General features: G+C 46.8%; 22 protein-coding genes. 7 read left to right on the top strand and 15 right to left on the bottom strand.

The genetic code is table 11. The features are described from left to right. Positions 1-31: 31 nt before the first annotated feature. The 9 genes from MKX30_RS11075 to MKX30_RS11115 form a co-directional block, all read right to left on the bottom strand. The gene (locus MKX30_RS11075) at positions 32-841 is read right to left on the bottom strand and encodes an SDR family oxidoreductase (protein WP_023988269.1); all 810 of its coding nucleotides are present in this window, start codon (positions 839-841) and stop codon (positions 32-34) included. Between the two features lie 265 nt (positions 842-1,106). Continuing rightward, entirely contained in the window at positions 1,107-1,943 is an 837-nt protein-coding gene (locus MKX30_RS11080) for a hypothetical protein (RefSeq protein ID WP_068940684.1), read from the bottom strand. Positions 1,944-1,955: 12 nt separating this feature from the next. Further along, positions 1,956-2,708 (bottom strand): vWA domain-containing protein, encoded by a 753-nt coding sequence (locus MKX30_RS11085; protein WP_013309992.1) that lies wholly within the window; start codon positions 2,706-2,708, stop codon positions 1,956-1,958. A gap of 84 nt (positions 2,709-2,792) precedes the next feature. Continuing rightward, entirely contained in the window at positions 2,793-4,838 is a 2,046-nt protein-coding gene (locus tag MKX30_RS11090; RefSeq protein ID WP_076264229.1) for a hypothetical protein, read from the bottom strand. 200 nt (positions 4,839-5,038) lie between these two features. Next, positions 5,039-5,314 carry a WXG100 family type VII secretion target gene (locus MKX30_RS11095; protein WP_013309990.1) on the bottom strand — a complete coding sequence of 92 codons (276 nt, stop codon included), beginning with the start codon at positions 5,312-5,314 and terminating at the stop codon, positions 5,039-5,041. 248 nt (positions 5,315-5,562) lie between these two features. Beyond that, positions 5,563-6,099, bottom strand: a complete 537-nt coding sequence (locus MKX30_RS11100; RefSeq protein WP_025719059.1) for a WXG100 family type VII secretion target — start codon at positions 6,097-6,099, stop codon at positions 5,563-5,565. Between the two features lie 5 nt (positions 6,100-6,104). Beyond that, positions 6,105-6,947, bottom strand: coding sequence for a hypothetical protein (locus tag MKX30_RS11105; protein WP_068940682.1), 843 nt, complete (start codon positions 6,945-6,947; stop codon positions 6,105-6,107). A 16-nt stretch (positions 6,948-6,963) separates the two neighbouring features. Beyond that, positions 6,964-10,959, bottom strand: a complete 3,996-nt coding sequence (gene essC, locus MKX30_RS11110) for a type VII secretion protein EssC (protein ID WP_071558844.1) — start codon at positions 10,957-10,959, stop codon at positions 6,964-6,966. A 67-nt stretch (positions 10,960-11,026) separates the two neighbouring features. Then, positions 11,027-11,347 (bottom strand): hypothetical protein, encoded by a 321-nt coding sequence (locus MKX30_RS11115; protein ID WP_023988263.1) that lies wholly within the window; start codon positions 11,345-11,347, stop codon positions 11,027-11,029. Positions 11,348-11,736: 389 nt separating this feature from the next. Here MKX30_RS11115 and MKX30_RS11120 point away from each other — a divergent pair, with 389 nt between their 5' ends. Further along, complete coding sequence (locus MKX30_RS11120) at positions 11,737-11,976, top strand: hypothetical protein (RefSeq protein WP_013370782.1); 240 nt, start codon at positions 11,737-11,739, stop codon at positions 11,974-11,976. A 128-nt stretch (positions 11,977-12,104) separates the two neighbouring features. Here the strand turns inward: MKX30_RS11120 and MKX30_RS11125 are convergent, their stop codons facing one another. Then, positions 12,105-12,254, bottom strand: coding sequence for a hypothetical protein (locus tag MKX30_RS11125; protein ID WP_023988262.1), 150 nt, complete (start codon positions 12,252-12,254; stop codon positions 12,105-12,107). A 216-nt stretch (positions 12,255-12,470) separates the two neighbouring features. On the opposite strand from MKX30_RS11125, the gene MKX30_RS11130 reads away from it, so the two are divergent. Then, on the top strand, positions 12,471-13,490 hold the full coding sequence (locus MKX30_RS11130) for a hypothetical protein (RefSeq protein ID WP_023988261.1): 1,020 nt from the start codon (positions 12,471-12,473) through the stop codon (positions 13,488-13,490). Positions 13,491-13,608: 118 nt separating this feature from the next. Here the strand turns inward: MKX30_RS11130 and MKX30_RS11135 are convergent, their stop codons facing one another. The 3 genes from MKX30_RS11135 to MKX30_RS11145 form a co-directional block, all read right to left on the bottom strand. After that, entirely contained in the window at positions 13,609-13,947 is a 339-nt protein-coding gene (locus MKX30_RS11135) for a L,D-transpeptidase (protein ID WP_023988260.1), read from the bottom strand. Between the two features lie 82 nt (positions 13,948-14,029). After that, positions 14,030-15,127, bottom strand: a complete 1,098-nt coding sequence (rsgA, locus tag MKX30_RS11140; RefSeq protein ID WP_025719067.1) for a ribosome small subunit-dependent GTPase A — start codon at positions 15,125-15,127, stop codon at positions 14,030-14,032. Between the two features lie 484 nt (positions 15,128-15,611). Continuing rightward, entirely contained in the window at positions 15,612-16,208 is a 597-nt protein-coding gene (locus tag MKX30_RS11145; protein ID WP_068940675.1) for a DUF2087 domain-containing protein, read from the bottom strand. 295 nt (positions 16,209-16,503) lie between these two features. Between MKX30_RS11145 and MKX30_RS11150 the strand changes: the two genes are divergently transcribed. From MKX30_RS11150 to MKX30_RS11160, 3 genes are all read left to right on the top strand, one after another. Further along, positions 16,504-17,475 (top strand): YpdA family putative bacillithiol disulfide reductase, encoded by a 972-nt coding sequence (locus tag MKX30_RS11150; RefSeq protein ID WP_023988257.1) that lies wholly within the window; start codon positions 16,504-16,506, stop codon positions 17,473-17,475. A 22-nt stretch (positions 17,476-17,497) separates the two neighbouring features. Then, positions 17,498-17,941 carry a DUF441 domain-containing protein gene (locus MKX30_RS11155; RefSeq protein ID WP_013309978.1) on the top strand — a complete coding sequence of 148 codons (444 nt, stop codon included), beginning with the start codon at positions 17,498-17,500 and terminating at the stop codon, positions 17,939-17,941. A gap of 115 nt (positions 17,942-18,056) precedes the next feature. Further along, entirely contained in the window at positions 18,057-18,569 is a 513-nt protein-coding gene (locus tag MKX30_RS11160; protein ID WP_023988256.1) for a hypothetical protein, read from the top strand. A 133-nt stretch (positions 18,570-18,702) separates the two neighbouring features. On the opposite strand, the gene MKX30_RS11165 is transcribed toward MKX30_RS11160, so the two are convergent. Then, positions 18,703-19,005, bottom strand: a complete 303-nt coding sequence (locus MKX30_RS11165; RefSeq protein WP_013309976.1) for a HesB/YadR/YfhF family protein — start codon at positions 19,003-19,005, stop codon at positions 18,703-18,705. Between the two features lie 348 nt (positions 19,006-19,353). Beyond that, on the bottom strand, positions 19,354-19,539 hold the full coding sequence (locus MKX30_RS11170) for a hypothetical protein (RefSeq protein ID WP_226887697.1): 186 nt from the start codon (positions 19,537-19,539) through the stop codon (positions 19,354-19,356). Between the two features lie 50 nt (positions 19,540-19,589). Here MKX30_RS11170 and MKX30_RS11175 point away from each other — a divergent pair, with 50 nt between their 5' ends. Both MKX30_RS11175 and MKX30_RS11180 read left to right on the top strand, forming a co-directional pair. Continuing rightward, positions 19,590-21,347: an ABC transporter ATP-binding protein gene (locus MKX30_RS11175; RefSeq protein ID WP_023988255.1), complete on the top strand. Its 1,758-nt coding sequence runs from the start codon at positions 19,590-19,592 to the stop codon at positions 21,345-21,347. Then, positions 21,347-23,428 (top strand): ABC transporter ATP-binding protein, encoded by a 2,082-nt coding sequence (locus tag MKX30_RS11180; RefSeq protein ID WP_339201902.1) that lies wholly within the window; start codon positions 21,347-21,349, stop codon positions 23,426-23,428. The genes MKX30_RS11175 and MKX30_RS11180 overlap by 1 nt, the downstream gene beginning before the upstream one ends. Positions 23,429-23,463: the final 35 nt, after the last annotated feature.

A 23,463-nucleotide genomic window follows, 5' to 3' on the forward strand; every position in this document is an offset into this window, starting at 1 on the left:
CATTTCTCCGTCCCAGAGCATGCTCTATTTTCTAAAACAATAACGACTCTGCCCCATCAATTACAATTTGTGCACCAGTAATGTGACGCGAATGATCAGAAGCCAAAAATGTCACCAAATCAGCTACCTGCTCGGGTTGACCCGGTCCATCAGCCAACGGTTGCCCTCCTTCGGGAAACTTGACGGGGATGGTAATTTGCTTTAACCCTTCCGATTTCTCCGTGGTTTCATCAATATTCGTCGAAATGGCACCCGGATAGATGACATTCACACGAATACGGAACTTAGCCAGCTCCAGCGCAGCCATTTTAGCAAAACCGGTTTGACCCGCCTTCGATGTGCTGTAGGCTGACATTCCAAAGCTGGTAAAGCGCTGATTTCCATTAATGGAGCTGGTAATAATAATGCTGCCGCCACCGTTCTTTTTCAAATGTGGTATTGTATACTTCACCGTCAGGAAGGTACCATCCAGATTCGTGGACAATGTTTGCCGCCAATCCTCAATGCTCAGATCCTCGATCGGTCCGACGACCCCGTTAATCCCGGCATTAGCAAAAATGATATGCAGACCGCCAAATAATTCAACCGCTTCCAGAACTGCTTTTTCCACACGCACCGGATCGGCAATGTCCACGTCAAATGCCCGCGCCGACCCTTCACGTATAGCATTAATTTCTCTTTCTGTCTCCAAAATACGCTCATTACTTACGTCAAAAAGAGCGACATTCGCTCCTTCTCTAGCCATTTGAATGGCCGTTGCCTTGCCAATGCCAGAACCAGCCCCCGTGATCAGAGCCGTTTTGCCTTCAAAGCGTGCGCCTCCTGCATATGTGTAGCTCATATGTACCGCTCCCTTTCAGTAATCTGTATAATCACAAGATTACCCAAAAGGATATACTTTATAATCACCATTTTTGCGCATTTTTTGCTATTCCTTTGCGATATTTGAGAAAAGGACGAATATTACGCGCATTAGCGCGTATTTCCTTCTCCTCCTCGTTACATTCTATAAATATCTTAACGAATCGTATTTTTCTATGTATTCATCAAAAAAAGGACGTTATACAACCATGGATATGGATGCATACGTCCTTTTGCTTATTCATTTACCACTGAAGCTCAATAAATGCAGCATCATCATCAAGTCCCCCGGTATGGGATGCGTCCAGCAATACCTGTATCTGCTCATCAGGGACAGGCTCGCGAATGGGGTCCAAATCGGATAAACCGTCAGTATACACCTGTAATCTCATCGGCATATCTGCGGGTATACTTCTTTCGTACCAATGAGGCTTCCCACCAATCGGCCCACGACTTGTTGACCAGCGCTCCGCTGTAGAAAAAGTATGATCGAACAGCTCGCTAATTTCCTCGGCACCGTTCCATAGTCGCAAACGTGAATCCCCTTGCCAGGCAAGTCGGAGACGGCCACGGCTACCACGCTTCGGCAGTTCGATTTTACCGCAAATATACATGGACTGGCTTCCCTGACGACGTTTATCTTCCAATACCGAGCGCATTAAGCCTGATTCATGATCCAAAGGCTGCCGATCCAGTTCCTCTGCCGCTGTACCTGCCAAACGTTCAAGATACCCCCTCAACTGATCAGCAGACAGATCTTGTCCCCGTTCCATCCAATCCAGTAAAGAGGAACCCAGATAGCGGGCTGCAAAATCTCCTCGGTAACTGAGCCCGACACCATCACACAAGACAAAACAACAGACGGATTTATGAATACGTACTGCGGCGAAATCCTGTCCGCTTTCCCCCATACTGGCAGATTCGGCAGATCTTCCATAGCCATAACGACACATAAAACGACTGTGATGAGATGATAAAGGCTGATCGCCTGTCTGAGAGCTTATGTAAGCAAATTGCTGAGTCAGCCTTGCATTCATTCCCTTTTTTTTGCTCTCGGGGAGCAGGGACAGCAGTGGATTCATGCTTTTACCTCCTTACCGTACAGGCGTTGCAGCCGACATTTGGAACCCAATGGACACCAGTTCCGCACAGGTTCCGGGCAGCATCATAATGGCTCCTTCACCTAACTGATAATCTGCCTCAAACAGCATTTCCCGATAACTTTCAGGCAGTACAGAAGACATATCACGCAATTTCACTGCATGTTCATCCTGCAACGGCGTATTATGCGTCAGACCTTTCCAGCGACGGGGGTCCTGAATAGGCGTTTCCAGCAACCTGTCGGATAAAAATATATTCTCCACCAGTACATTACCGTCCGGTACACTCATGCTCATAATGCGCTTCGCAATCGGTTCCGGATCATCGCCTGTGGAAACCCCATCTGTCATATGACAGACCAAAGGTGCAGGACAGTCCTGCATCCCTGGTAATTCTGCCTGCAAAATACGCTCAGCTTGCAGGAAGGCTTTTGCTGAATCTGAAAATCGTTTGGGTGTCAAATCGGGCAACGAACCAATGGCCGCGATTTCATCAATTCCCTTGACACCATTCAGCAGGTCATACACGTCGTCACTATAAGCTAAAATCGCAATCCGATAGCGTGCTGTCAGCCGATTTCCTTTGGTTGATCGGAAAACCATCTGCCGGATCGCCAACGATATAGCTTCATATACAACGTCAATACGCCGCCGCCCCTCCATCAGCATGTTCATCGACGCGCTGATGTCAATCAGGTAAATGATCAGGGCGGGAGTGCGTTGTGAAGCCTGTATTGTATAATTCATGGTTTGTACATGCTCCCCTCAGTTACCTTCTATCTTCATCTGTTTTGTAGCTATCATTCCGCCCATATATAAACATATGAAATATTAAATTTTAGGCAGTCTAAAATTCGTATCGCCTAAAAAATTATAGATCGAGGAAGCCCGATATCCCACTTCGCCTACCGAACGATAATAAGAAGGATTACTATCATATAGTGTTCTAAAACGCTTCGCAAAGCTCTTTGCCTTCGCAGCGCTTCCACCTTCCTGAGAGGCATATGCCTTGTTGTACAGGGAAATAAGCTGAAGAACGTTCTCCTTGTTTCGTGCATGCATAGACTCTTTTTGCTTTTGTTCCGCCTCGGCTGCTGCCTTACGAGCTGCCTCTTCCTGGGCGGCACGGGTTTCCTGCTCCTTTTTCAAAGCCAAGTATTTTTCATACTTTGCCTGTTGATCATACGCTTTTTGCTTCGCCAACTTGGCAGCCGCCTGCTTATTTTGTTCCTTTTGGGCGAGATAAGCTTCATATTTAACCTGTTGATCGATAAGGGCTTGCTGTCTCTTCTGCTCTTCCTGTTGCTTTTGAGCGGCAAGTACCTGCTGTTTGGCCTGCTGTTCCGCTTCCTGGCGTTGTTTCTCCGTCAGCAATTTTTGAGCGGCTTCCTGCTCGGCTGCCAGCTTTTCCTCGGCCGCCTTTGCAGCCTTCGCTGCCTCTTCCTGCTTGGCCGCCTCGATTTGCCGCTGATTGGACTGATCTGCAAGAATATTCACGGCTGGGATTCCAGCTGCCAACAGAACGACTGCGGCCGCAGTTGTCACGATAAACGCTTTGGAGCGATACCAGGCTTTTGATTTTTCAGGTTGCTCCGGCGTCTTGGGATTCAACTGCTCCTCTAGCCCTGTGATCGCAGCCGACACCTCCACATGCAGAGGACTGCCGTCTTCTACAAAATGATACAACGACCGGTATACTTCCAGCGCTGCAGCAGGTTTGTTCTGCTGCTCCAAATCACGTGCCTGTCGGAACAGCTTGTCCGTTACCCCACGCTCTCCCTGCTCCAGGGCAGCCTGATTTAGCAGTGCAGCCTGTTCAGCCTTGAGCGGTGCAGGTGCTGACAAAGAAGATGCAGCTTCACTGGAAAGGCCACTCACCGCTGCCGATTCTATTGTTTCTGTCGCAGCAGGCTCCGGTTCTATAGCCTCAACTGGAATTTCCTGCTCAGTAACTGCATTAAGTACAACCAACCATTCGCCAAAAGTAGGGCAACTGCTTAAATCCTGACTATCCCAGGCGCGGCTGAACAATTCTACCACCTTGCTGCCCCAGCGGGATTCAAGTGATTTTCGTAAAATAAAATAACGTTCGCAAGGCGTCTGCATTTCATGCTGATCAAAATAACTTTCGCCCCACGCTTTGTCGACTACAACACGGTCAGACCAGCCTAGCATTTCTCCTATAATAATTGCCCCTGCAAAACGGTCTGCATACGCACTCCATAAACCGCTGTGGACGGTACGATGGGCGGCATACCCTGGCGAACCTGCCAATAGAGCATCTGGACGATCCATTTTAGTACTATACATTTGTTCCACGTCCACCAATTCCACAGCTGACGTGCCTTGAGGCAGTTCCACTTCAGAAAAAAACGGAAGCATCACATTCGGCGCCGATAAATCACAGTGCGCCAATCCTTTTTGCTCCATAGCTGAACCGATCCCTGCCAATGCTCTGGCTAAAGCCAGACTATCGGAAGCCTCAAGCTGACGCTGATCTGTGAGACAATCGAACCATGTCATACCGTGAACCCATGGCATCAGCACCGCATACAGCAAATCAGGCTGCTCGGCGATCAGACTTCCGTTTCTTTCTGGAGTGAGCACATCACGCTTGCATACCTGCAAACCGGGAATATCCCCGTATGCTTCCATATGCTCAGATTGATAAACCATAGCCGGGATGCGGAACTTCGGAAAAAACACTTTAAGGGCTTTTGCCTCATGCGGTGCTCCGTTTTTGGCATTCAGCTGGTATACAATTCCCTGCCGCCCTGCTTGAGCATAGGCTAAACCGGGTGCAGCGGGATGTCGTCCAACCACATAAGCTGTGCCGTTTATGATCAATTCGTCTCCCGGATTCGGTTGAAAAGACATGAAACATCCCTCTCCTTACATCATTCAGTATGCTAGTTTTCCTCACCTTATTATATACATCTATGGATGGCAAGAAAACCGGGTATCCGAAGATCGCCCGGTTTTTCCTGAACATCCTGTGCCAAACCGTGAGGAATGGCTCACATATTGCTTCTTATAGAGTGGTATATGACAAGTTAATGCCTATCAGGCAAGGCAACTTATTTCGTTTGGTCAACCGTACGGAATTTGTTAGCGATAGCTGTCAATTCTTGGCTGATGCTGTTCAAAGTCGTTACGAAAGCTTGCATTTGTTTGCTAGCTTCCTGAAACTCTTGGAAGAAGCGTTGTTTAGTCATACCTTCCCATTGACCTTCCATACCTGAGATGGACTGTGTCAAACTGGAAACGATCTGTTGGCTTTGCTCACCACTTTGTTTAAATTGGTTAGCCACCTGATCAACCTGTTCTGGGGTAATTAAAATGCGTCCTGCCATTTTTTGCGTCCTCCTTGATGATAAAAATGTTTTTGTTTTATCTAGTTCAAATTGTACTATGGCTATTTAATTCCCTACAAAAGGCAAAGGACCTAATTGTAACAATCCCACTTTTTAACTATAAAACAGCATCTAACAGTATAATATTAACAAAACAACCACCTAATAAGTCCCATAAAGTCGGGAATTGCGAAACGAATCAAGTAAATTTTGCAGTCGATCCAGATTGTCCCGGAACGCGATCCCAACTAAGCGACAGGCTGATCTCTTGCTGTAGACGGATCAGTAAAATACCAATCCTGCGGACTGCTAGAAGACGCCTGCATCAGAATATCCTGATGCAACGTTTCTACATCCGAAGACTGTACACCAGCAATGGCATGTACGACAGACTGCGGGTTTGAAATCAGACTGCCTGCTTCCGAAGCTTGCCCAGGCAGAATAGACGGTGATTGCTGATTCGACCAATCGAGCATTGTGACGGGTCGTCCCAATGGTTGGCTGGCAAATGACAGAATCGTTTGATAGTTGTGGTCAACAGACTGAAACTGCTCTGCCTTTCGGTTCAGTTGTGTACCTGATGTATGGAGGTAAGCATGGATCTGTTCTGACATCCGCTTGGCCTGCATCCAATGATTCAAGATCGCCTCGCGTGCAGATACATCCCAATCCAGCGATTGTAACGCCTGCTCCAAACCTGCTGTTAACTGTTGAATTTGCTCCGCCGCATGCTGTAGCTGCCCGCTAAGCCCCCGAAGCACATCCGGTTCAACTCGAATGCGCATATCCATCACCCTTCTTCTGTCACTTCTTCATTCACTGCCGACTGTTTCAACCAATTTAATAATAAATCCACAAACTGATCTCTTGAAGCCATAGCTGCAATCAGCCAGTCTCCGTTACCACTTGAGCTCATCCGAAATATCCAGTTCATTGCAGGACACAGGACAAAGGCTGCCCGTTGTGATTCCCACTCCCTGCCGTTCCATACCAGCAATTGCAGTTCTCCCTCGGCAACACGGGAACTCAAAGACTGAGCCAGTCTTGCAGCCCCCTCTGCATCTCCGCTAGCCTCGGTCAGTTTACTGCTGATCAGAGACACACTTTCTCCTGCCGATTGCTCGTAAATTTTATTAAATGCCTGCTTGGAGAACATAAGTGCGGGGGATTCAGGCACAAGTCGATCTACCCAACCCATTTTATCAATCAATGTCTCGCAAGCCTTTTCCACATTACCCAGATCATACAGTCGATACTCATCGGGTTCATCAGCGGATTTCACGAGTTCCACTACACGCTCGTTCGTGCAATGGAGATAGCCTTCAAACCGCTTACCTCCCCGCACATAGCGTATACGGCAAGCCCTGTTGGATAATCCCGCGATAGCGACTCTTGAAAAAACGGTAGGAGGCATTGCTAGCTCTTTGCCCTTATCTACCCGCTTTAGATACCCCTTTTCCAAAAGAGTAGCTTTTACCTGCTCCCACTCTTCCGCCAACTCCTCTGCTAGATAGCCCTTAAACGGATCTTCCACCCCAAGCAGTCTGTCAGAACCCAGTACGCCTGCCAGAAAAAACAGTTCCTTCGCCTTGAGGGTTATTAACTTCTGCTTGGAAGCTTGAAACGTTAACATTATGAGCCACCTCCCTTCAAACTACAACATGCCATCGGTCACGAATTTTCGTTATCCAATCCTCACAGCTCACTTGCTCTGAGAAGGGAATTGCCGCTTTTATCCTGGTAAATTTGCGCCGTACGTAGTATCCCTGCCCAGGTGGCAGGACTTTTAGGCCACCAGCAGCGGCGTTCGCCTCCGAATAAGGGATACGAAAGAACGATAGATCATTCGAATCTAGTGTTCCAAATAGCATACCGCTTTGGCTTGCCTTGACATCATTAAACCAGTCCACACCAAAGGTAGGGAAATCAGATGGCACACCCGAGAGCACGACATGCACATTGCGATCACGTCCCAACCGTACAATGGCAGAGAGCTGATCCTTTATCATAAAATCGTTCAGTTGCTTACTTAACATATCCGCATCATCAATGACCAGGAGCAATTCGGGATCATTCCCCTCCTTGTTCCGCTGTTGAACGATATCATACACTTTCTGTACCAGAGGTCCCATTTCTTCCTCGCTTTCGGCAGCAGCCTTAACATGAGGAAGATGCCGTAATCTAGATAGTCCTCCGCCTCCATAGCGTGTATCGATCGTATAGACCTCCAATTGATCGGGTGATGTGTAATAAGCAAGCGATATAATCCAGCTCATTAGAAAAGAGGTTTTTCCACCCTCCATTGGACTACCCACTATAAAATTGGGCCCTTCTTTCAGATTCAGGAGAAAAGGCTCAAGATCGTCACTCTGTAGACCTACAGGTACTTCATAAGGAAGTGCACCCGATGGTCCACTTGTTCGATCCCACTGCTGAAGCAGTTCCGACAGTGGAATCCGCTCAGGTAATGGGAGGATGGCTGGTGCGTGCTTGCCTTTCCATTCCTGCACAATGCCAGCAATATTGCGACGTAACCGTGCTGATCGCTCCGCCTCATCTTCTCCTGGTGAAGGCAATGCCGTCTGGAACTCCAGCGGAGGAACATGCCCTTTAACCAGAGCGCGGCCTGGAATTAACGGTCCTGGCGTTTTGGCTGGTCGTCCTACCGCATAGTAATAGTCACTCGGGTCGGACATTTCAAAAGAAACAGCATTCGGTATGTTACTGCGGAATTTCTCAAACACATCGGTAATCCGATTCGCTGTAATGATAAACGTAATACCTAGACTGCCTCCTTCTCGCAAAAGAGATTCCAGCAGTTCATTTTCATCTGGATAAGCATTACGGAAATTAAGATATCCATCAATAACTACGACAATTTGCGGAATATCCTCAACAGCAGAACGTCGATAAGAGCTTATTGTTTTGACACCAGCCTCGGAAAGCATTTCCTTGCGTACGGCCACCATCTTGAACAGATAACGGAACAGTCGCTTGATCCGGTCATCCTCCTCAGCCATCATAACAGCCCCGATTTGGGGAAGTTCCCCAAAGTCGCGCATCGTTCGACCCATATCAATGATATACCCGTTCCAATGATTCGCTGCAAAACGCTGAGCCGTGGACATCAGCAATGTATGCAAAAAGGTCGTTTTTCCCATGCCCGGCATGCCATACACAGCCCAATGACCATGATCCAGCGATGCATAAATTGGCTCCTGCCGCTGATTCGGCAAATCATCCACCAGACCAATAAGAGCCTTCAGCTCCAAAGGTGATGATGTACTATCTATTTCGGTGCATACCGGCAGATTTGTTAAATCCAGCAATTCAGGCAGCGGTGGAAGCCACGGTCCCTGAAGTCGTTCGATCCCTGCCTTAGCAGCCTCATTCGCAATATAATCAATAAATACTTGAAGCTGTTTAGGGGCTTCTTCTCCTTTTAAGCCTGAGCTTGCCCGTTCGCCGCCCGTCAGTAGCGCTTCACGTTTCCCGTTCAATCTCACTTCATGTACAGGTAGTGCAGAAGAAATATCGCTGTTGCCTATATACGGCGCACCACTCCAAGCAAACTGCATCTCTTCAAACACCTCGTCGCTACCCACCTGGAAATACCCTCGTCCCGGCTTCGTAATCCACGCGGCATTCGGTATTTTCAACATGTCACGGCTATCACCTTCGCTTTGCACCCGTAAACAGATGCGGAATCTGGAGTTACTCCAGATCTTATCATCTACGACACCTGCGGGCTTTTGCGTCGCCAAAATCAAATGGACACCTAATGTCCGCCCAATCGCGGCAATACTGATTAGCTCGTCCATAAACTCTGGCTGATCCCGCTTTAATTGTGCAAATTCATCAATAATAATAACCAGATGAGGCAGCGGTTGTTCCTGCCGCTGCCGGAGTAGTCTGTAATATTCATCAATATGCTGTAAATTGCCTGCATCGTTCAATATCTTCTGTCGACGAACCAGTTCTGCTTTAAGAGATATTTTGGCACGTTCAATCAAATTATTGTCCAAGTTCGTGATCGTACCCACAACATGCGGCAAGTTAACGAACGTGTTGGACATGCCTCCACCCTTGTAATCGATCAGCATAAAAGCAAGATCATGTGGATGAAACTCGGCAGCAAGCGAGGCTACGATGGACTGGATAACCTCACTCTTCCCTGAACCCGTTGTACCGGCGATCAAGCCATGGGGACCATGTCCTTGACGCTCTATCTTATCATGTAGGTTAATCATAATCCTCTTACCGCCTGCTCGCACGCCCATCGGCACAGGTAAGGTATCGGGATGGCGGTTACGTCGCCACCGATCTGCCACGTCCAGTTCTTCCACACTCGCTACGCTCATCATATCAAACAGAGGTAGCACAGCGGGAATGTCAGAAGCAGAGGAACGCTTCAAGCGAATAGGAGCCATGTACCTCGCCAATGCATCGGCTTCCTCTTTTGACAAACGATCCGGTTTAAAACTTTGCTGTTCAACCTCCGCCGATTCTGATTTGCGGGCATATACGCCCTGCTCTTTGGAAGCCTCCACAATCAGCTGACACTGCATCGGCAAAGCCTCTTTACGAGAAGCCAGCACAATCGTACACGCATCAATGGCTCGACCGTCCTCCAGTAACAACGGCAGCAACGGTTCCTCCTCAATCAGCTGGGTGTCAGATAAAACAACGATATAACACGGGACTTCCATTCCTTTGCCCTGGCGATCATTGCGATTATTTTTACGACGGTTCAGTCTGGCAAACAGAAAATCAGCTAATTGATGTGCACTGCTACTGCGGTCTGACATCATTCTCTGGATGCGGTCATCATCCCACACATGTGGGAGCCAGCGCATCCAAGTCCATTCACTTTCCTCTCGCTCGTCATAGAAGGAAGCAATTTTCACTTCATCTGGCGAGTGACGAACCGTCACCTGTGCCAAAATGACTCTTAACGCAGCAAGGGTATGCTCCCGGTCGCCGACCAATCCAACCACTTTGGATTGAAACAGCGGTAATGCAATGGAAGCAGCGTCTACCAGACGAAATTCCTCTTCCAGCTCATCCGCAGCTCCCAACAAAGGATCTCGGTCATAACCATCTGGACGTGGAATTTGCAATTTAATATGAAAGGGAACTTGTCCAGTCCCAATACGCACCTGCAAAAAGTCCTCATCCTCCGGTGATCGTTCCCAGAGTGAACTATTGCGGTTTTTGACGATTTGAGTGCATATTTGCGGGTCACCGTGAATTTCATATAGTGTGCGAATTTGCTCCTCGCGTTTCATTTCAAGTTCTTCACGATGCTTTTGAAGCTGTTCCCGGTACATCCGGTCCCGTTCCTCCAGATTGCGCTTGTATTCCTTCTTATTATTTAAATAGACGAAAAAAGGAATCGTATAAGATGTAAGCATCATGACCACAGTGACCATCTGGAACATCAAATAGTTACTGTTACCCATCTTGCCTGTTTTGCTCATATATACGTAAAAGCCTATAGTCACCAACGTCATCATTAACGGAATAAGTATAGATATAATAGAAAAAGACGGCTTGCTCGGCTCAGCCGGAGGCCGTAAAATCTCCAGCTTCTCCTCTCGGAGCGCCGGCCTTAATCTCGGGGATCGCTGGTATAATGCATTCAAGACAAAAGTCCCCCTTTTCGCTTACTATTTCATTTTACCAAGGTTTCATATAATTTCATGTGTGTATTTACCCATTTTTTTCACTTTGAAACAGAGAACGCCTTCCATACACAGGCGCTTCGTCCTGAGTTGTCGAAAAAGCGCGCTGAATACGCACAGTACAGCCTTCCCGTAAGCCTGATCCTGTGAGTAGCTGGTTATCCCCCACCCTGAACCAAAGCCCTTCCGGGAACTTTGCTTCCATAATATATTGCATGCCTTCCGCCGGAGGCTCGCCGAAAATGCGCACACCCAGCATCAACTTTAAATGTTCCACCGAGTATTCATCAGCTACCTCGATGTCAAACCACTCTGTTTCCTGTCGTCCTGAAAGCACGGTCAGGATCATCTGTCATCCCTCCCGATCCTTAATATATGGCAAAGTTCACGCAAAAAGCCTATTTCAACGGAAATATGGCTATCGTAACTGTAGCATCCGACTATTAGACTGTCAATTTGTTACAAAATACCCACTCTAAAAATAAAACAGCGACTTTAGTCATATTCTCTCACATTAGTAGAGTCATTGGTATCAATAATATGTATTTAATCGTTTCTAATACGGCTATATACGTCATTTTGTCGATTAGTTAGAACTAAATTCGATTATTCCCTAGATTGTTGTGAACACTTTGTAAATTTTTCAGACCTTTATGTTTTTATAAGGTGTTTTTAAGGTAATTTTAAGAAACGGGCACTACAATAAAGCCATGAAATAACTCAGGCGAGGTGATTTTTGTGAGAACATTAATTACATTTCAAAACAAACGTATTCCCGTATACTTCAATCAAGAAAATAAGCAACCGGTACAAAAAACTTTAAAACTTCTAAGTAACACTTTGGAGAATAAAATCTCCAGCGGCAAACGTGCCCTTCAAAAATGTCTTAACTCTTTGATCAGTATAGAGATTGTCGGTTGTGAAGCCATCCTGCATAGCGTTAGTGAAAATGATTCATTGGCATTGTCCCTCTATTAAGAGGGACTTTTTTTTGTCCACATTAGACACAAAAAAGAGAGGGGCATTTCAGCACCCTCTCCATATCAGCAGCTTTGAAACATGATACATGTGACTTACCGCAGCTTATGCATTTGATCAGACTCTATTTAAAGTATTCTGCGATAACCTTTTTTACCGCCTCGTTCCTTATTCTGCGCCTTCTCAATCCGTATTCTAAACAGTTCTAGTAAATTAGCGCGTGTATGCTCTTCCCGGCAGTTGTCCAGCTTTTTTAAGATAAAACGGTCAATGGACATATGACTCAGGCTCCTTTACAGCAAGCTGCCCCTGCTTTTCAAGGGGATGATCAGGCTATCCATTTTTAACCATTCTGTACGTTGTTTAAACAGGTACGTTCCTTATAGGATAAAGCAGACGGGATTACATACCCTTTAATTAGGGTAAATACATAAAGTTTCGAAAATTTTATCACGTTAAGCCTGGAAGCTATGGACAAGGAGCGAGCAGAAACCATGAGTAAACACATGATTACTAAAATAGGCTGGAACCTTTTATGTGCATTCTTAATCCTAACGATGCTGGCTGCATGCAGCAGGGAAAAAGCTTCAACCCGGAGTATGGCCCAACATGAAGCTGAAGCACGTGCCTACACCGTAACGGGTAATCCCAACCAAGGCGCATCATCCCTTGATGAAAGAGCTGCCAATCATACACCTGTTCATCAGCAAGGCAGCAGCTATGTCGAAATATCAGGTGGCGTTAGCATTGATAAAAATACCGTGAAAGTTACAGGACATTCCAACCTCCCAGCCGGAGCACGGATCAAAGGGAATCTTGCGGTCAAAAACTCCCTGTTAACTGGGTACACGGATGAGACCACTATTCAAAAGGACGGAAGTTTTGTACTCCGAGTGCAACGCCCTGGAATACAGGGCAGTATGGATCTGACTGTTCTGTTCCGTCCGGATGACCAAGACAATGAAATACGAAATCTGTATGGCAGCGGTGGCAACAAGTTGGAAGGTCCTTATGTATATCAATACGAAGAAAACAAACAGCTTCTGCATGAAGTTCGGATTGGGGCTGAATTTGATCCTGAACAAGAACGCAATACCCCTTTAGTTAAGCCCGTCTGGAACAAACCTAAGGACTACGGTAGTCCTCAAGTGTGGATTAAGCCTGATGTGAAGCAAGAAGGTAACTATTATCATGTATATGCGCGCAGCAATTTGCTGGAAGGGTCGGACGTCAAACTCACGATTGATTTTCCGGGACGATGGCAGTTTGGCTACGATGATCAAACCAAAGTTATGCCTGACGGCTCCTTCAGCATGAGGGTCAAAAAGCCGAGCCTTGCCAACCGCTACACCATAGTCATAAGTTTCGAACCAAACGAAGATATGTGGACCAACGCCAAACAGGCATACGGTACACAAGGAGAACGTCTTTCGGGACCGTTAGTCAAATCCGCAGACGACAAAGAGGGCTCCAAACAGATTGAAGCCCGTATCCCTATCCAACCCAAATCGTAACTAAACGCAGCATCTAACTTAAAGTTACGGCCGTTCGCCATGAAATATACTTCACAGATACAGCCTATGACGCGGTATCCACGTCTGAGTAGATACAGAATCTAGTATCGTCTAGCCGCTACGGCTGTATCGTGACTGGCGTGCCTATACTTACCTTTTCCTGAAGCTCAAGCACATCCTTATTCTGCATTCGAATGCAGCCATGTGACACCATCTTGCCAATGGACCATGGCTCATTGGTGCCGTGAATGCCATAATGCGGCTTGGACAGCCCCATCCAGAACGCTCCGAAAGGGCCGCCGGGATTGGGCTGTTTGTTAATAATCGTAAATTGCCCATGCGGTGTCTGTGTAGCCAGCTTGCCAATACCGACTGGATAACTAAGAACAATCTGATCTCCATCTTTCAAATATAAACGACGATCCGATAAATCCACCACAATGCTGTAGTTCGGCATATATTCACCCCTTTATACCATATGCCGACTACAACATAGATTTTCTTATATTTTTACATTTGATGCTTCACTGCAGTTCGGCTTACCACTCCACATCACGTCGCCAGCCGCTTCGCTGATCCCTACGACCCGGGGTTGTGCTTGAACGGCTATCTTTCCTGCGCCGGTCTGCCTCCTTACGCGCCTGATATTCCAGTTCCCGCTGCATTTTGCGATAATTGTTCACTCTGGATTCCGACAATTCCCCTCTCTCTATAGCTTCCTCCACTGCACATCCAGCTTCGCCCTTATGCTTGCAATCTGCAAAACGGCACTGCTGCGCCGTTTCCATAATATCCGTAAAGGTATGAGCGACACCCATGGAATCATCCCACAGATTTAACTCGCGCATACCAGGTGTATCTAGCAAAACGGCTTGCTTTGCGATGGGAAAAAGCTGTCGGTGAGTGGTGGTGTGCCTGCCTCGACTGTCTTCCTCCCTCACATCCTGTGTCAGTTGAACTTCAGATCCGGAGAGCCAGTTTACTATCGTGGATTTTCCACTACCGGAAGAGCCTGTCAAAGCAACTGTACAGCCAGGTTGAAGAAACGCCTCCAGTTGCTCTCTGCCTTCGTTCTGCAAAGCAGAAATAACGATAACAGGTACACCAGGGGCAACTCCCTCCGCTTCAGCAACCCGTTGTTCGACATCTTCACAAAGATCACTCTTACTCAAAACGACAACCGGGTTTACCCCGCTGTTCCAAGCCATAATTAAATACCGTTCCAGTCTGCGCATATTAAAATCATGATTCAGCGCATTAACAAGGAACAACGTATCCACATTGGTAGCGATTAGCTGCTCCTTCGTCTCAAAGCCCGCGGCCTGTCTAGATATTCGACTTTTCCGTGGCAAGACGGCATGGATGACTGCATCCGACACTTCATCTGGCGTAGTGATTGCTAGCCAGTCCCCTACAGCAGGCATTTCCGCCGGATCGACAATAGCATGTCGTAGCTTACCTGAAGCCGCTCCCCAGCGTTCTCCATCCATTGTGATAAGCTTCACCTTTTGTCCATAATCGGCAATCAAGCGGGCAGGACGTACCTGTGTATTTCCTGCGCGTTCCTCAAAGCTTTGCTTCCATTGGTCCCAAAAACCGTTCCAGTAATCAGACCAACCGTATTCATGTATACTCATTGTTTTCCTCCTGAAATCATTATTATTTTTTTGATCGTAGTGTTATTCGATCGATCGGTATACATTTTTCTCCCCGCATGCAAACAACGCAAAAAATCCGCAGGGGTTTCCCTGCGGAGGGTATACGATTCAGGCCGATGTGATCCGTTCGTTCACTTAAGCAAGCAGTCTTCACAGACCACTCCCCAGAACCAGCAACTGGATAACAAGATGCCTAACCATAAAAAATCCGCAGGGAATCACTCCCTGCGGATTTCGTTGGTTCTACTGCCAACCAACTGCTAAGCCAAGACTATAGATCTATACAGTCTTTAACCGTGCATCGTCCGTGCGGGAGACAAGTCATTCTGCTGCTGAACCCATCCATTCATGTTCGTACGCATATAACATCGCCTCCTCCTAAAATTTCCTTTATCATACAAGTCCATCAATTGTCTGTCAAGGCTGCCCACGAAACTTTTTTGAAATCTTTGTCAAGTTTCGTTTAGTGTACTTGATCCCAGCGCGTCCACATCTCACGCGGGTTCAATTCGTACATTTCCCGTTCCCTGTACATAAACTGATGCATAATCAGCTCACGCCGAATCGTTGCAAAATCCTCATGGTATTGCTTGATCCACTCGTTTAATTCACGTTCAGGATACATGCGGCCTGGCTCCAGCTTTTCTGCCAGCATCTGAAGGACGATTAATTTTTTCTTATACTGCGCAGGGATTTGGCGCAACTTGCCGTCCTTGGAAAAAAAATTGCGTAAGACCGACGCCTCCAGCGTTTCATTCAACTCTGACATCTCTTCCTCCCCCTCTCCTTTTTCGAAAATAAATCGCACCGTCGCCTCGGCATGCTGCCGGATCAGCTCTGGATTCAGTGTAAAATACACCGTGTTTTTATCACGTCGTTCCTTAATCAGCCCAGCCTCACGGAGTTTGGAAGCATGATGTGTAACAGTCGGCTGAGACAAATTCAGCTTTTTCGCCAAAGCTTGGCCATGCATCTCCCCACGGGACAAAAGAAGTAATATTCGCATACGCGTTGGATCAGCAAGTGCTTTATGATAATTGACCATTTTATCCAGTTGCATCGTTATTGCACCTCTTTTCACTAGTACATACTTGCTATGCAAGCGAATTCAATCACATAAAATAGATATATATCTAATTATATGTTTACTAAAAGTAGCTGTCAATCTTCACCTTCCATCATCACTTTCTGAAAACGGCTGGATATTGTGTTCGCATTGCGGTAGGATTATTATTTGAAAACTTCTCACATACTGAGCTATTTGCTTCAATCCTGAGATCCGTTTTTAATCGTCAAAATAATGTTAACCCTACAAAACTGGCGTAATAAACCAATACAACTGGAGGTTCATCCAAATGTACGACGTAATCATTATCGGTGGTGGACCCTGCGGACTATCCGCTGCAATCGAATGCAGCCGCAGAGGTTTGCAAACTGTCATTATTGAAAAAAGCAACATCGTTCACTCCATTTTTCTGTATCCGACCAACATGCAGTTTTTTAGCACCGCCGAACTACTGGAAATCGGTGATGTTCCATTCAGCACCCCTAATGATAAACCTTTTCGTCATGAAGCACTGGCGTACTATCGTAAGGTAGCCACTCATTATAACTTGAACATTCAGCATTATGAGGAGGCCCAGTCCATTCATCGCCAGGATGACGGTACATTTACCGTACATACCCTGAGCAAAGGGGAAATAACCAAAACGTATTCGTCACGCTATGTCGTTGTGGCTACAGGATATTTTGATCATCCGAACTATTTGGGCATTCCTGGGGAACAATTGGATAAAGTCACGCACTATTTCAGCGAAGCCCATCCCTATACAGGAACCCGGGTCGCAGTCATCGGTGGCAGTAACTCTGCGGTAGATGCTGCAATGGAATTGGTGCGGGTCGGAGCTACGATTGATATGGTATATCGTCGAAGCGAGTTGTCCCAATACATCAAGCCGTGGGTTCGTCCACTGTTTGACAGTATGGTACAAAAAGGGAAGATCACGCTGCACTTAGGCGCACGTATTACCGAAATTCATCCAGACCATGTCGTAGTCACTCCGCTGGACACTGAAGCATTCCGGCTCGAAAATGATTTTGTACTGGCACTGACTGGATTTCACCCGGAGCGAAAACTACTGGAGTCTGTTGGCGTCCACATGGCTGAGGATCTGGACAAACCAGAATTTAATCCTGCCACGATGGAAACGAACATCCCAGGTATATATGTCGCTGGGGTCATCGCTTCAGGCAGCAATGCCAATGAAGTGTTTATTGAAACAGGCCGCTGGCACGGGCGACAAATCGCCGAACATATCCAAAGCTAAATAAACGAAGGAGAACATCTGTATGGATTACAGCTCACTTATCTTACTGGTATTGGCTGGTCTTGGGATTGTTAGTGGCAACTCTACCGTGACTATTGCCATGGTTGTATTACTGCTGCTGCGGGTAACCAGCTTTCATTCTGCTTTCCCCTGGCTTGAAAGGTATGGCCTGACAATCGGAATTATTATTTTGACGATTGGGGTCATGACCCCGCTAGCCAGCGGTAAAATCAGTATCAATCAGGTGATGGAGTCTTTCCTGCACTGGAAATCACTGCTCGCGATTGGTATCGGAATTTTGGTAGCCTATCTTGGCGGCCGCGGAGTAACTTTGATGTCTGGACAGCCCATTATTGTGACAGGTTTACTGATCGGGACCGTCATTGGCGTTGCCTTCTTTAAAGGAGTTCCTGTTGGACCTCTGATTGCTGCCGGATTGCTTTCCTTGTTAATCGGCCGCAGCTAAATTCGTACAACAAATATAGGAATAAATGATAGCAATCTGCATGTCGGGCTGAATTCAGTCCCGCTTTGTGGTATACTCATATCGCATAATTTGGTAAATGCAGGAGGCTTGACCGATGTCTCGACAATTTGTAACGGAAGCTGTAATGGTGGCTATATACGGCCAACTACTTACATCTCCCGCCCCTGTGGAATATATAGTGCCTTACACATCACTGCTAGAGCTATACGAATTCCAGGATAGCACAGAGCCGCTCATGGATAATCCTATGGACGATCAACATGTGAAGCGGAAGGTAAGCGAGTTGATCAGTTATTTTGAGGAACCGTTGAATCAGAAAAAAATTCGGCGTGCCCTTCAGATGCCTTGGGCCAAGAGCTTGCCTATTCTATTCGATGCCAATACATCACTCATTATCATTAATGCTGTTGATACTGCGCATTACGGAGAATATTTTGATCCAATTGAGACTGAACTAGTGTTGACAGCTCAACGTGAATCATTACCTATTCTGACGGATCAATTGGACTGGATCCACCGCATTATCGAAGCTTCCGTACCTGTACATGTGTACGACATTGATGATTTTGATTTTGCACTCGATGGCCCGATACTTAACAACCCTTAACATACGACATACCCGCCTTAACCACAAAAAAGCGGCGGAGCATCATGTACAGGTTCATCTCCTGTAACACGATACTCCACCGCTTTTCTTGTCCAAGAACAACTATTTGCACGCTATGATTGACAGTAGAGCGCTAAGCTTGTCCATCCTCAACATAGGTGTAAATAATGTCATCATGTTCCTCCAAATACTTAACTTCCAGATGATGGCCCTTCAGATACCAGTAATCCTGGTCCTCCATATAAAACGTAATGCCAGCCGCTTCATGCTGTAATACGGGGTGCTGCGGAGGCTCTACGGCAATTCCCAGAGAAAAGCCTGGATGCAACCCGCCGCCAGAGCTATAGCGAACAAAAAAACGGATCGAATCTCCACGATTCAAACTAAGCTCCTTAATGTACCACTGTGCCGCAGGTTCAGTTACCTGTATGCTCATACGTTATGCTCATCTCCTTGTACAATGACGTCTGCCAACTATATCATAGCATCTTTTAGAATGACCACCAACCGTCCCAACCCAGCGAGGTTCTTGGACAAGTCATATACATTTTTTTGAAAAAGGTTTGACAATTCGCAAAAAAGGGTGTTAAGATTCAACCATACGAGATCCATTTTGAAATTTATTACCAATTCGAACGATTACTCATGTTAGAATGAACCCATTTTGAGGAAGAAAGGAGTGTTACCGGTGCTAAAATTTCCTATTGCATTTTACCCACATCTACAAACACAACAACTTCATACCGGAGCATCTCCCCTGTCGCATCCTTCAGAATTGGGCCATTCACGTTGTATGGTTTAATACGAGTGGCTGCCTGCGTTTGAGCAGTTTTTCAGTGGTGAGTGTGCTGAAAATACCTGCGCGCCATATGATATTGAGATTTAGGGCATATCGTCTGCGGACGGTATGCCTTTTTTGCGCCTGTTGCCGGATCATATTTGTGGTAGCAAGTCGCTGTTGTTTCTTCAAAATGGTACACAACTCTCGAAAGAACTTGTCATGAAAGGATGGGATTCCTCTTGTTTTCGGTACTTAAAAATTTAAGCTGGTTTTTTAAAAGAGAACGAAGCCGATACTCCATTGGATTGTTTTTGCTGATAGCCGTTGGTGTGCTGGAGCTTGCTCCACCTCGGCTACTAGGTAGTGCCATTGATGAGATTGTGCGCGGTTCGATTTCCTGGTCCTCACTTTGGCGTTATATTTTGTACATCATAGGCATTCTAGCCGTCATCTACTACATTACGTACATATGGATGCACAAGCTGTTTGGTGGTGCCAATCTGGTGGAGCGCTTACTGCGCACACGCTTTATGAATCATCTACTGCGGATGACCCCTCCATTTTTTGAACGTAATCGTACTGGTGATCTGATGGCTCGTGCTACGAACGACCTTCGCTCCGTAGCAAGTACAGCGGGCTTCGGCATGCTGACACTGACAGACTCTACGGTCTATCTGAGCGTTGTATTAGTTGCCATGGGTACCCTAATCAGTTGGAAGTTGACACTGGCAGCTATCCTGCCCCTACCTTTTATTGCACTGGCTATGAGCATTTACGGTAAAGCCGTTCACGAGCGTTACACACTGGCACAAGATGCATTTGGTGATATGAACGATCAGGTGTTGGAATCCGTAGCAGGCATCCGAGTCATTCGCGCCTATGTGCAAGAGCGAATGGACGAAAAGCGTTTTGCTGATATTACCGACGATGTATTTCGTAAAAATCTGGCTGTCGCTCGGATGGATGCTCTCTTTGAACCAACGATTCGTTTATGTGTAGGACTTAGCTATGTCATTGGACTCGGTTATGGTATTTATCTGGTATTTCATAACGATATCACGCTAGGCGAATTGGTCTCCTTTAATATGTATCTAGGAATGATGATTTGGCCGATGTTTGCCATTGGAGAGCTGATTAACATTATGCAGCGCGGTAGCGCTTCCCTGGACCGGGTCAATGAAACTCTCGATGTCCAGCCAGACGTTCAGGATGCAGCTCAACCTGTTCCAGTGGACCGCCTCGAATCCATCAGGATGAAAGACGTTACCTTCCGTTACCCTACTTCTACTATTGACAATCTGTCACATGTGAGTCTGGAGCTCAAACGCGGAGAAACGCTAGGCGTCGTTGGTAGAACCGGCAGCGGGAAATCCACTCTGCTCAAACAGCTACTGCATGAATATCCGACGGGTAGCGGTGATATTTTAATCTCCGGCATACGTTTGGAGGACATTGCAGTAGAACAACTACACAGCTGGATCGGCTACGTGCCGCAAGAGCAAATTTTGTTTTCTAAATCGGTGCGCGAGAACATTCAGTTCGGGAAACCTCGTGCAGATGATGACGACATTATGGAAGCTATCCGTACAGCTGCCTTCGACCAGGATTTAGGTACCTTGTCTGATGGGCTGGATACACTGGTCGGAGAAAAAGGTATCGCCCTGTCCGGCGGCCAGAAGCAGCGTGTTTCGCTGGCACGCGCCTTTATCGGTGATCCGGATATTCTATTGCTCGACGATGCACTATCTGCAGTAGATGCCCGGACGGAAGCAAGGATTATTGACAATATCCGACGTAAGCGCTCGGGTAAAACAACCTTGATCTCCACCCACCGCCTCTCTGCTGTAGAACATGCAGACCGGATCGTCGTGCTGGAGCAAGGACGCATTATTGAGGAAGGGACCCACAGCGAGCTGCTTCAGGCTGACGGATGGTACCGACAACAGTATGAACGGCAACAAGTGGAATCTGATCTGACCTCAGGGGAGGTATCCTAATGAAACCTAATATCGGCAAAAGGCTATTCCAGTACGCGCTGACGAGCAAAGCAGGCTTTATTGCCGCTCTCATCGCTTTGGCTATCGGAGTAGCCGCCGAGCTCGCTGGTCCCTTCATCGCCAAAACGATGATTGACGACCATATGCTCGCTATTGAAAAACCATTTTATGAAACAACTAGTGTGGACGGAACTGTAAGCTATGCTGGAACCCACTTTAAGCGTGAAGATCGCTTTGAGTCCGGGGAGACCAAAGGTCGCGAAGCGAGGATTTTACAAGTTGGGAACTCTTTCGTATTTATCGATGGCTCGGTTAAAGTGGCTGACGGTAACCGCTCCTTTACGAACGGAACGCTGACTGTGACACGCGGCTCCGACACCTTTCGCTATGAAGCTAAGGCTCTGACAGCTGATGAACTGTATAGCTTTTACAAACCGGAAATGCCCGGTATCTTTCAGCTGATTGGCTGGTATTGCTTCTTCCTGATTATTTCCATTTTTGCTGAATTCGGCAAAACATACTGGCTGCAATCCTCGGCGAACAAGGTCATTCAAAAGCTTCGGCTTGATCTCTACGCGCACATCCAGCGGTTGCCAGTTTACTTTTTTGATAACTTGCCCGCAGGCAAAGTCGTATCCCGTGTTACGAATGACACTGAGGCAGTCAAAGATTTGTTTGTGGCTGTGCTCTCAAATTTCACTTCAGGGATTGTAACGATGGCAGGAGTATATGTTGCACTCTTTTTACTGGACTTCAGACTGGGTCTTATCTCTCTGTTTATTGTACCGTTACTGATCTTGTGGATTGTATTGTATCGCAAGGTCGCCACCCGCTATAATACGATCATTCGGTCCAGACTCAGTGAAATTAATGCGATTATCAATGAATCGATTCAAGGGATGTCCATCATTCGCGTATTCCGCCACCAGAAACAAACGCAGCAAGAGTTTGAAGAACTGAATGATGATTATATGAAGCATCAGAATAAAATGCTGAATTTGAACGCCTTCACCTCGCACAATTTAGTCAACGTGTTGAGAAATCTCGCCTTTGCCGTCGTGTTGTGGTATTTCGGATCTGAGGCGCTCGGAACTACAGGTAGTGCTGTTTCACTAGGCGTATTGTATGCCTTCGTCGATGTGCTGGGTCGACTGTTCCAACCTATGACGGGTATGGTCAACCAACTCGCCGTACTGGATACTTCCATCGTATCCTCAGGACGCGTATTTGAGTTGATGGACGAAACTGGAGAGCCGGTGACGGACGGCACGATGCCACGCTACAAAGGCCAGGTAGAGTTTAACGACGTTTCCTTTGCCTACAAAAAGGATGATGTACTTAAACATATTTCCTTTACTGCACAGCCCGGGCAAACAGTTGCCCTTGTCGGACATACCGGATCAGGCAAAAGTTCGATTATTAACCTGCTATTCCGGTTCTATGATCCGCAAAAAGGAACGATCACCATTGACGGAACATCTGTCAAAGACATCCCTAAGCAATGGCTTCGCCATCATATGGGTATTGTTCTTCAAGATCCATATTTGTTTACAGGTACGGTAGCCTCTAATGTCAGTCTCGAAGACAGCCGAATCACGAGAGAACAGGTGAATAAAGCGCTGCATGACGTTGGAGCCGACAAATTGCTGGCCCATTTGCCGCAAGGATTCGATGAGCCTGTTATTGAAAAAGGTAGCACTTTATCAGCCGGGCAACGCCAGCTTATTTCCTTCGCTCGTGCACTAGCCTTTGATCCCGCAATTTTAATTCTGGATGAAGCTACTGCCAATATTGACACCGAAACGGAAGCGCTCATCCAATCCGCTCTTGAGGTACTCAAGAAGGGACGTACGACCTTTATCATTGCTCACCGTTTGTCCACCATTCGCAGTGCGGACCAAATTTTGGTGCTTCATCGGGGTGAAATTGTTGAACGGGGCAGCCATGACGAACTTATGGCTCAAGGCGGTCGTTACTTCCAAATGTATCAGCTCCAGTCGGGAACAGTTGCAACAGATTCGGCTTCATCCTCTGCACATGCTGCGCAAGATGACCTACTTGCAAGCAAAGTCAGCATTTAAAGCTTGAATAGCCCTATTGCTTAGGGCTAACGATT

Origin of the sequence: Paenibacillus sp. FSL P2-0173 (assembly GCF_038008045.1) — a bacterium.
Taxonomy (GTDB): Bacteria; Bacillota; Bacilli; order Paenibacillales; family Paenibacillaceae; genus Paenibacillus; species Paenibacillus polymyxa_B.

Coding starts and splice junctions, on each gene's coding strand:
- MKX30_RS11125 (WP_023988262.1), bottom strand. CDS start 12,254: ATGTCCATTGACCGTTTTATCTTAAAAAAGCTGGACAACTGCCGGGAA.
- MKX30_RS11145 (WP_068940675.1), bottom strand. CDS start 16,208: ATGCAACTGGATAAAATGGTCAATTATCATAAAGCACTTGCTGATCCA.
- MKX30_RS11160 (WP_023988256.1), top strand. CDS start 18,057: ATGTCTCGACAATTTGTAACGGAAGCTGTAATGGTGGCTATATACGGC.
- rsgA (WP_025719067.1), bottom strand. CDS start 15,127: ATGAGTATACATGAATACGGTTGGTCTGATTACTGGAACGGTTTTTGG.
- MKX30_RS11150 (WP_023988257.1), top strand. CDS start 16,504: ATGTACGACGTAATCATTATCGGTGGTGGACCCTGCGGACTATCCGCT.
- MKX30_RS11165 (WP_013309976.1), bottom strand. CDS start 19,005: ATGAGCATACAGGTAACTGAACCTGCGGCACAGTGGTACATTAAGGAG.
- MKX30_RS11130 (WP_023988261.1), top strand. CDS start 12,471: ATGAGTAAACACATGATTACTAAAATAGGCTGGAACCTTTTATGTGCA.
- MKX30_RS11075 (WP_023988269.1), bottom strand. CDS start 841: ATGAGCTACACATATGCAGGAGGCGCACGCTTTGAAGGCAAAACGGCT.
- MKX30_RS11135 (WP_023988260.1), bottom strand. CDS start 13,947: ATGCCGAACTACAGCATTGTGGTGGATTTATCGGATCGTCGTTTATAT.
- MKX30_RS11155 (WP_013309978.1), top strand. CDS start 17,498: ATGGATTACAGCTCACTTATCTTACTGGTATTGGCTGGTCTTGGGATT.
- MKX30_RS11080 (WP_068940684.1), bottom strand. CDS start 1,943: ATGAATCCACTGCTGTCCCTGCTCCCCGAGAGCAAAAAAAAGGGAATG.
- MKX30_RS11105 (WP_068940682.1), bottom strand. CDS start 6,947: ATGTTAACGTTTCAAGCTTCCAAGCAGAAGTTAATAACCCTCAAGGCG.
- MKX30_RS11090 (WP_076264229.1), bottom strand. CDS start 4,838: ATGTCTTTTCAACCGAATCCGGGAGACGAATTGATCATAAACGGCACA.
- MKX30_RS11085 (WP_013309992.1), bottom strand. CDS start 2,708: ATGAATTATACAATACAGGCTTCACAACGCACTCCCGCCCTGATCATT.
- MKX30_RS11095 (WP_013309990.1), bottom strand. CDS start 5,314: ATGGCAGGACGCATTTTAATTACCCCAGAACAGGTTGATCAGGTGGCT.
- MKX30_RS11100 (WP_025719059.1), bottom strand. CDS start 6,099: ATGCGCATTCGAGTTGAACCGGATGTGCTTCGGGGGCTTAGCGGGCAG.
- MKX30_RS11180 (WP_339201902.1), top strand. CDS start 21,347: ATGAAACCTAATATCGGCAAAAGGCTATTCCAGTACGCGCTGACGAGC.
- MKX30_RS11115 (WP_023988263.1), bottom strand. CDS start 11,347: ATGATCCTGACCGTGCTTTCAGGACGACAGGAAACAGAGTGGTTTGAC.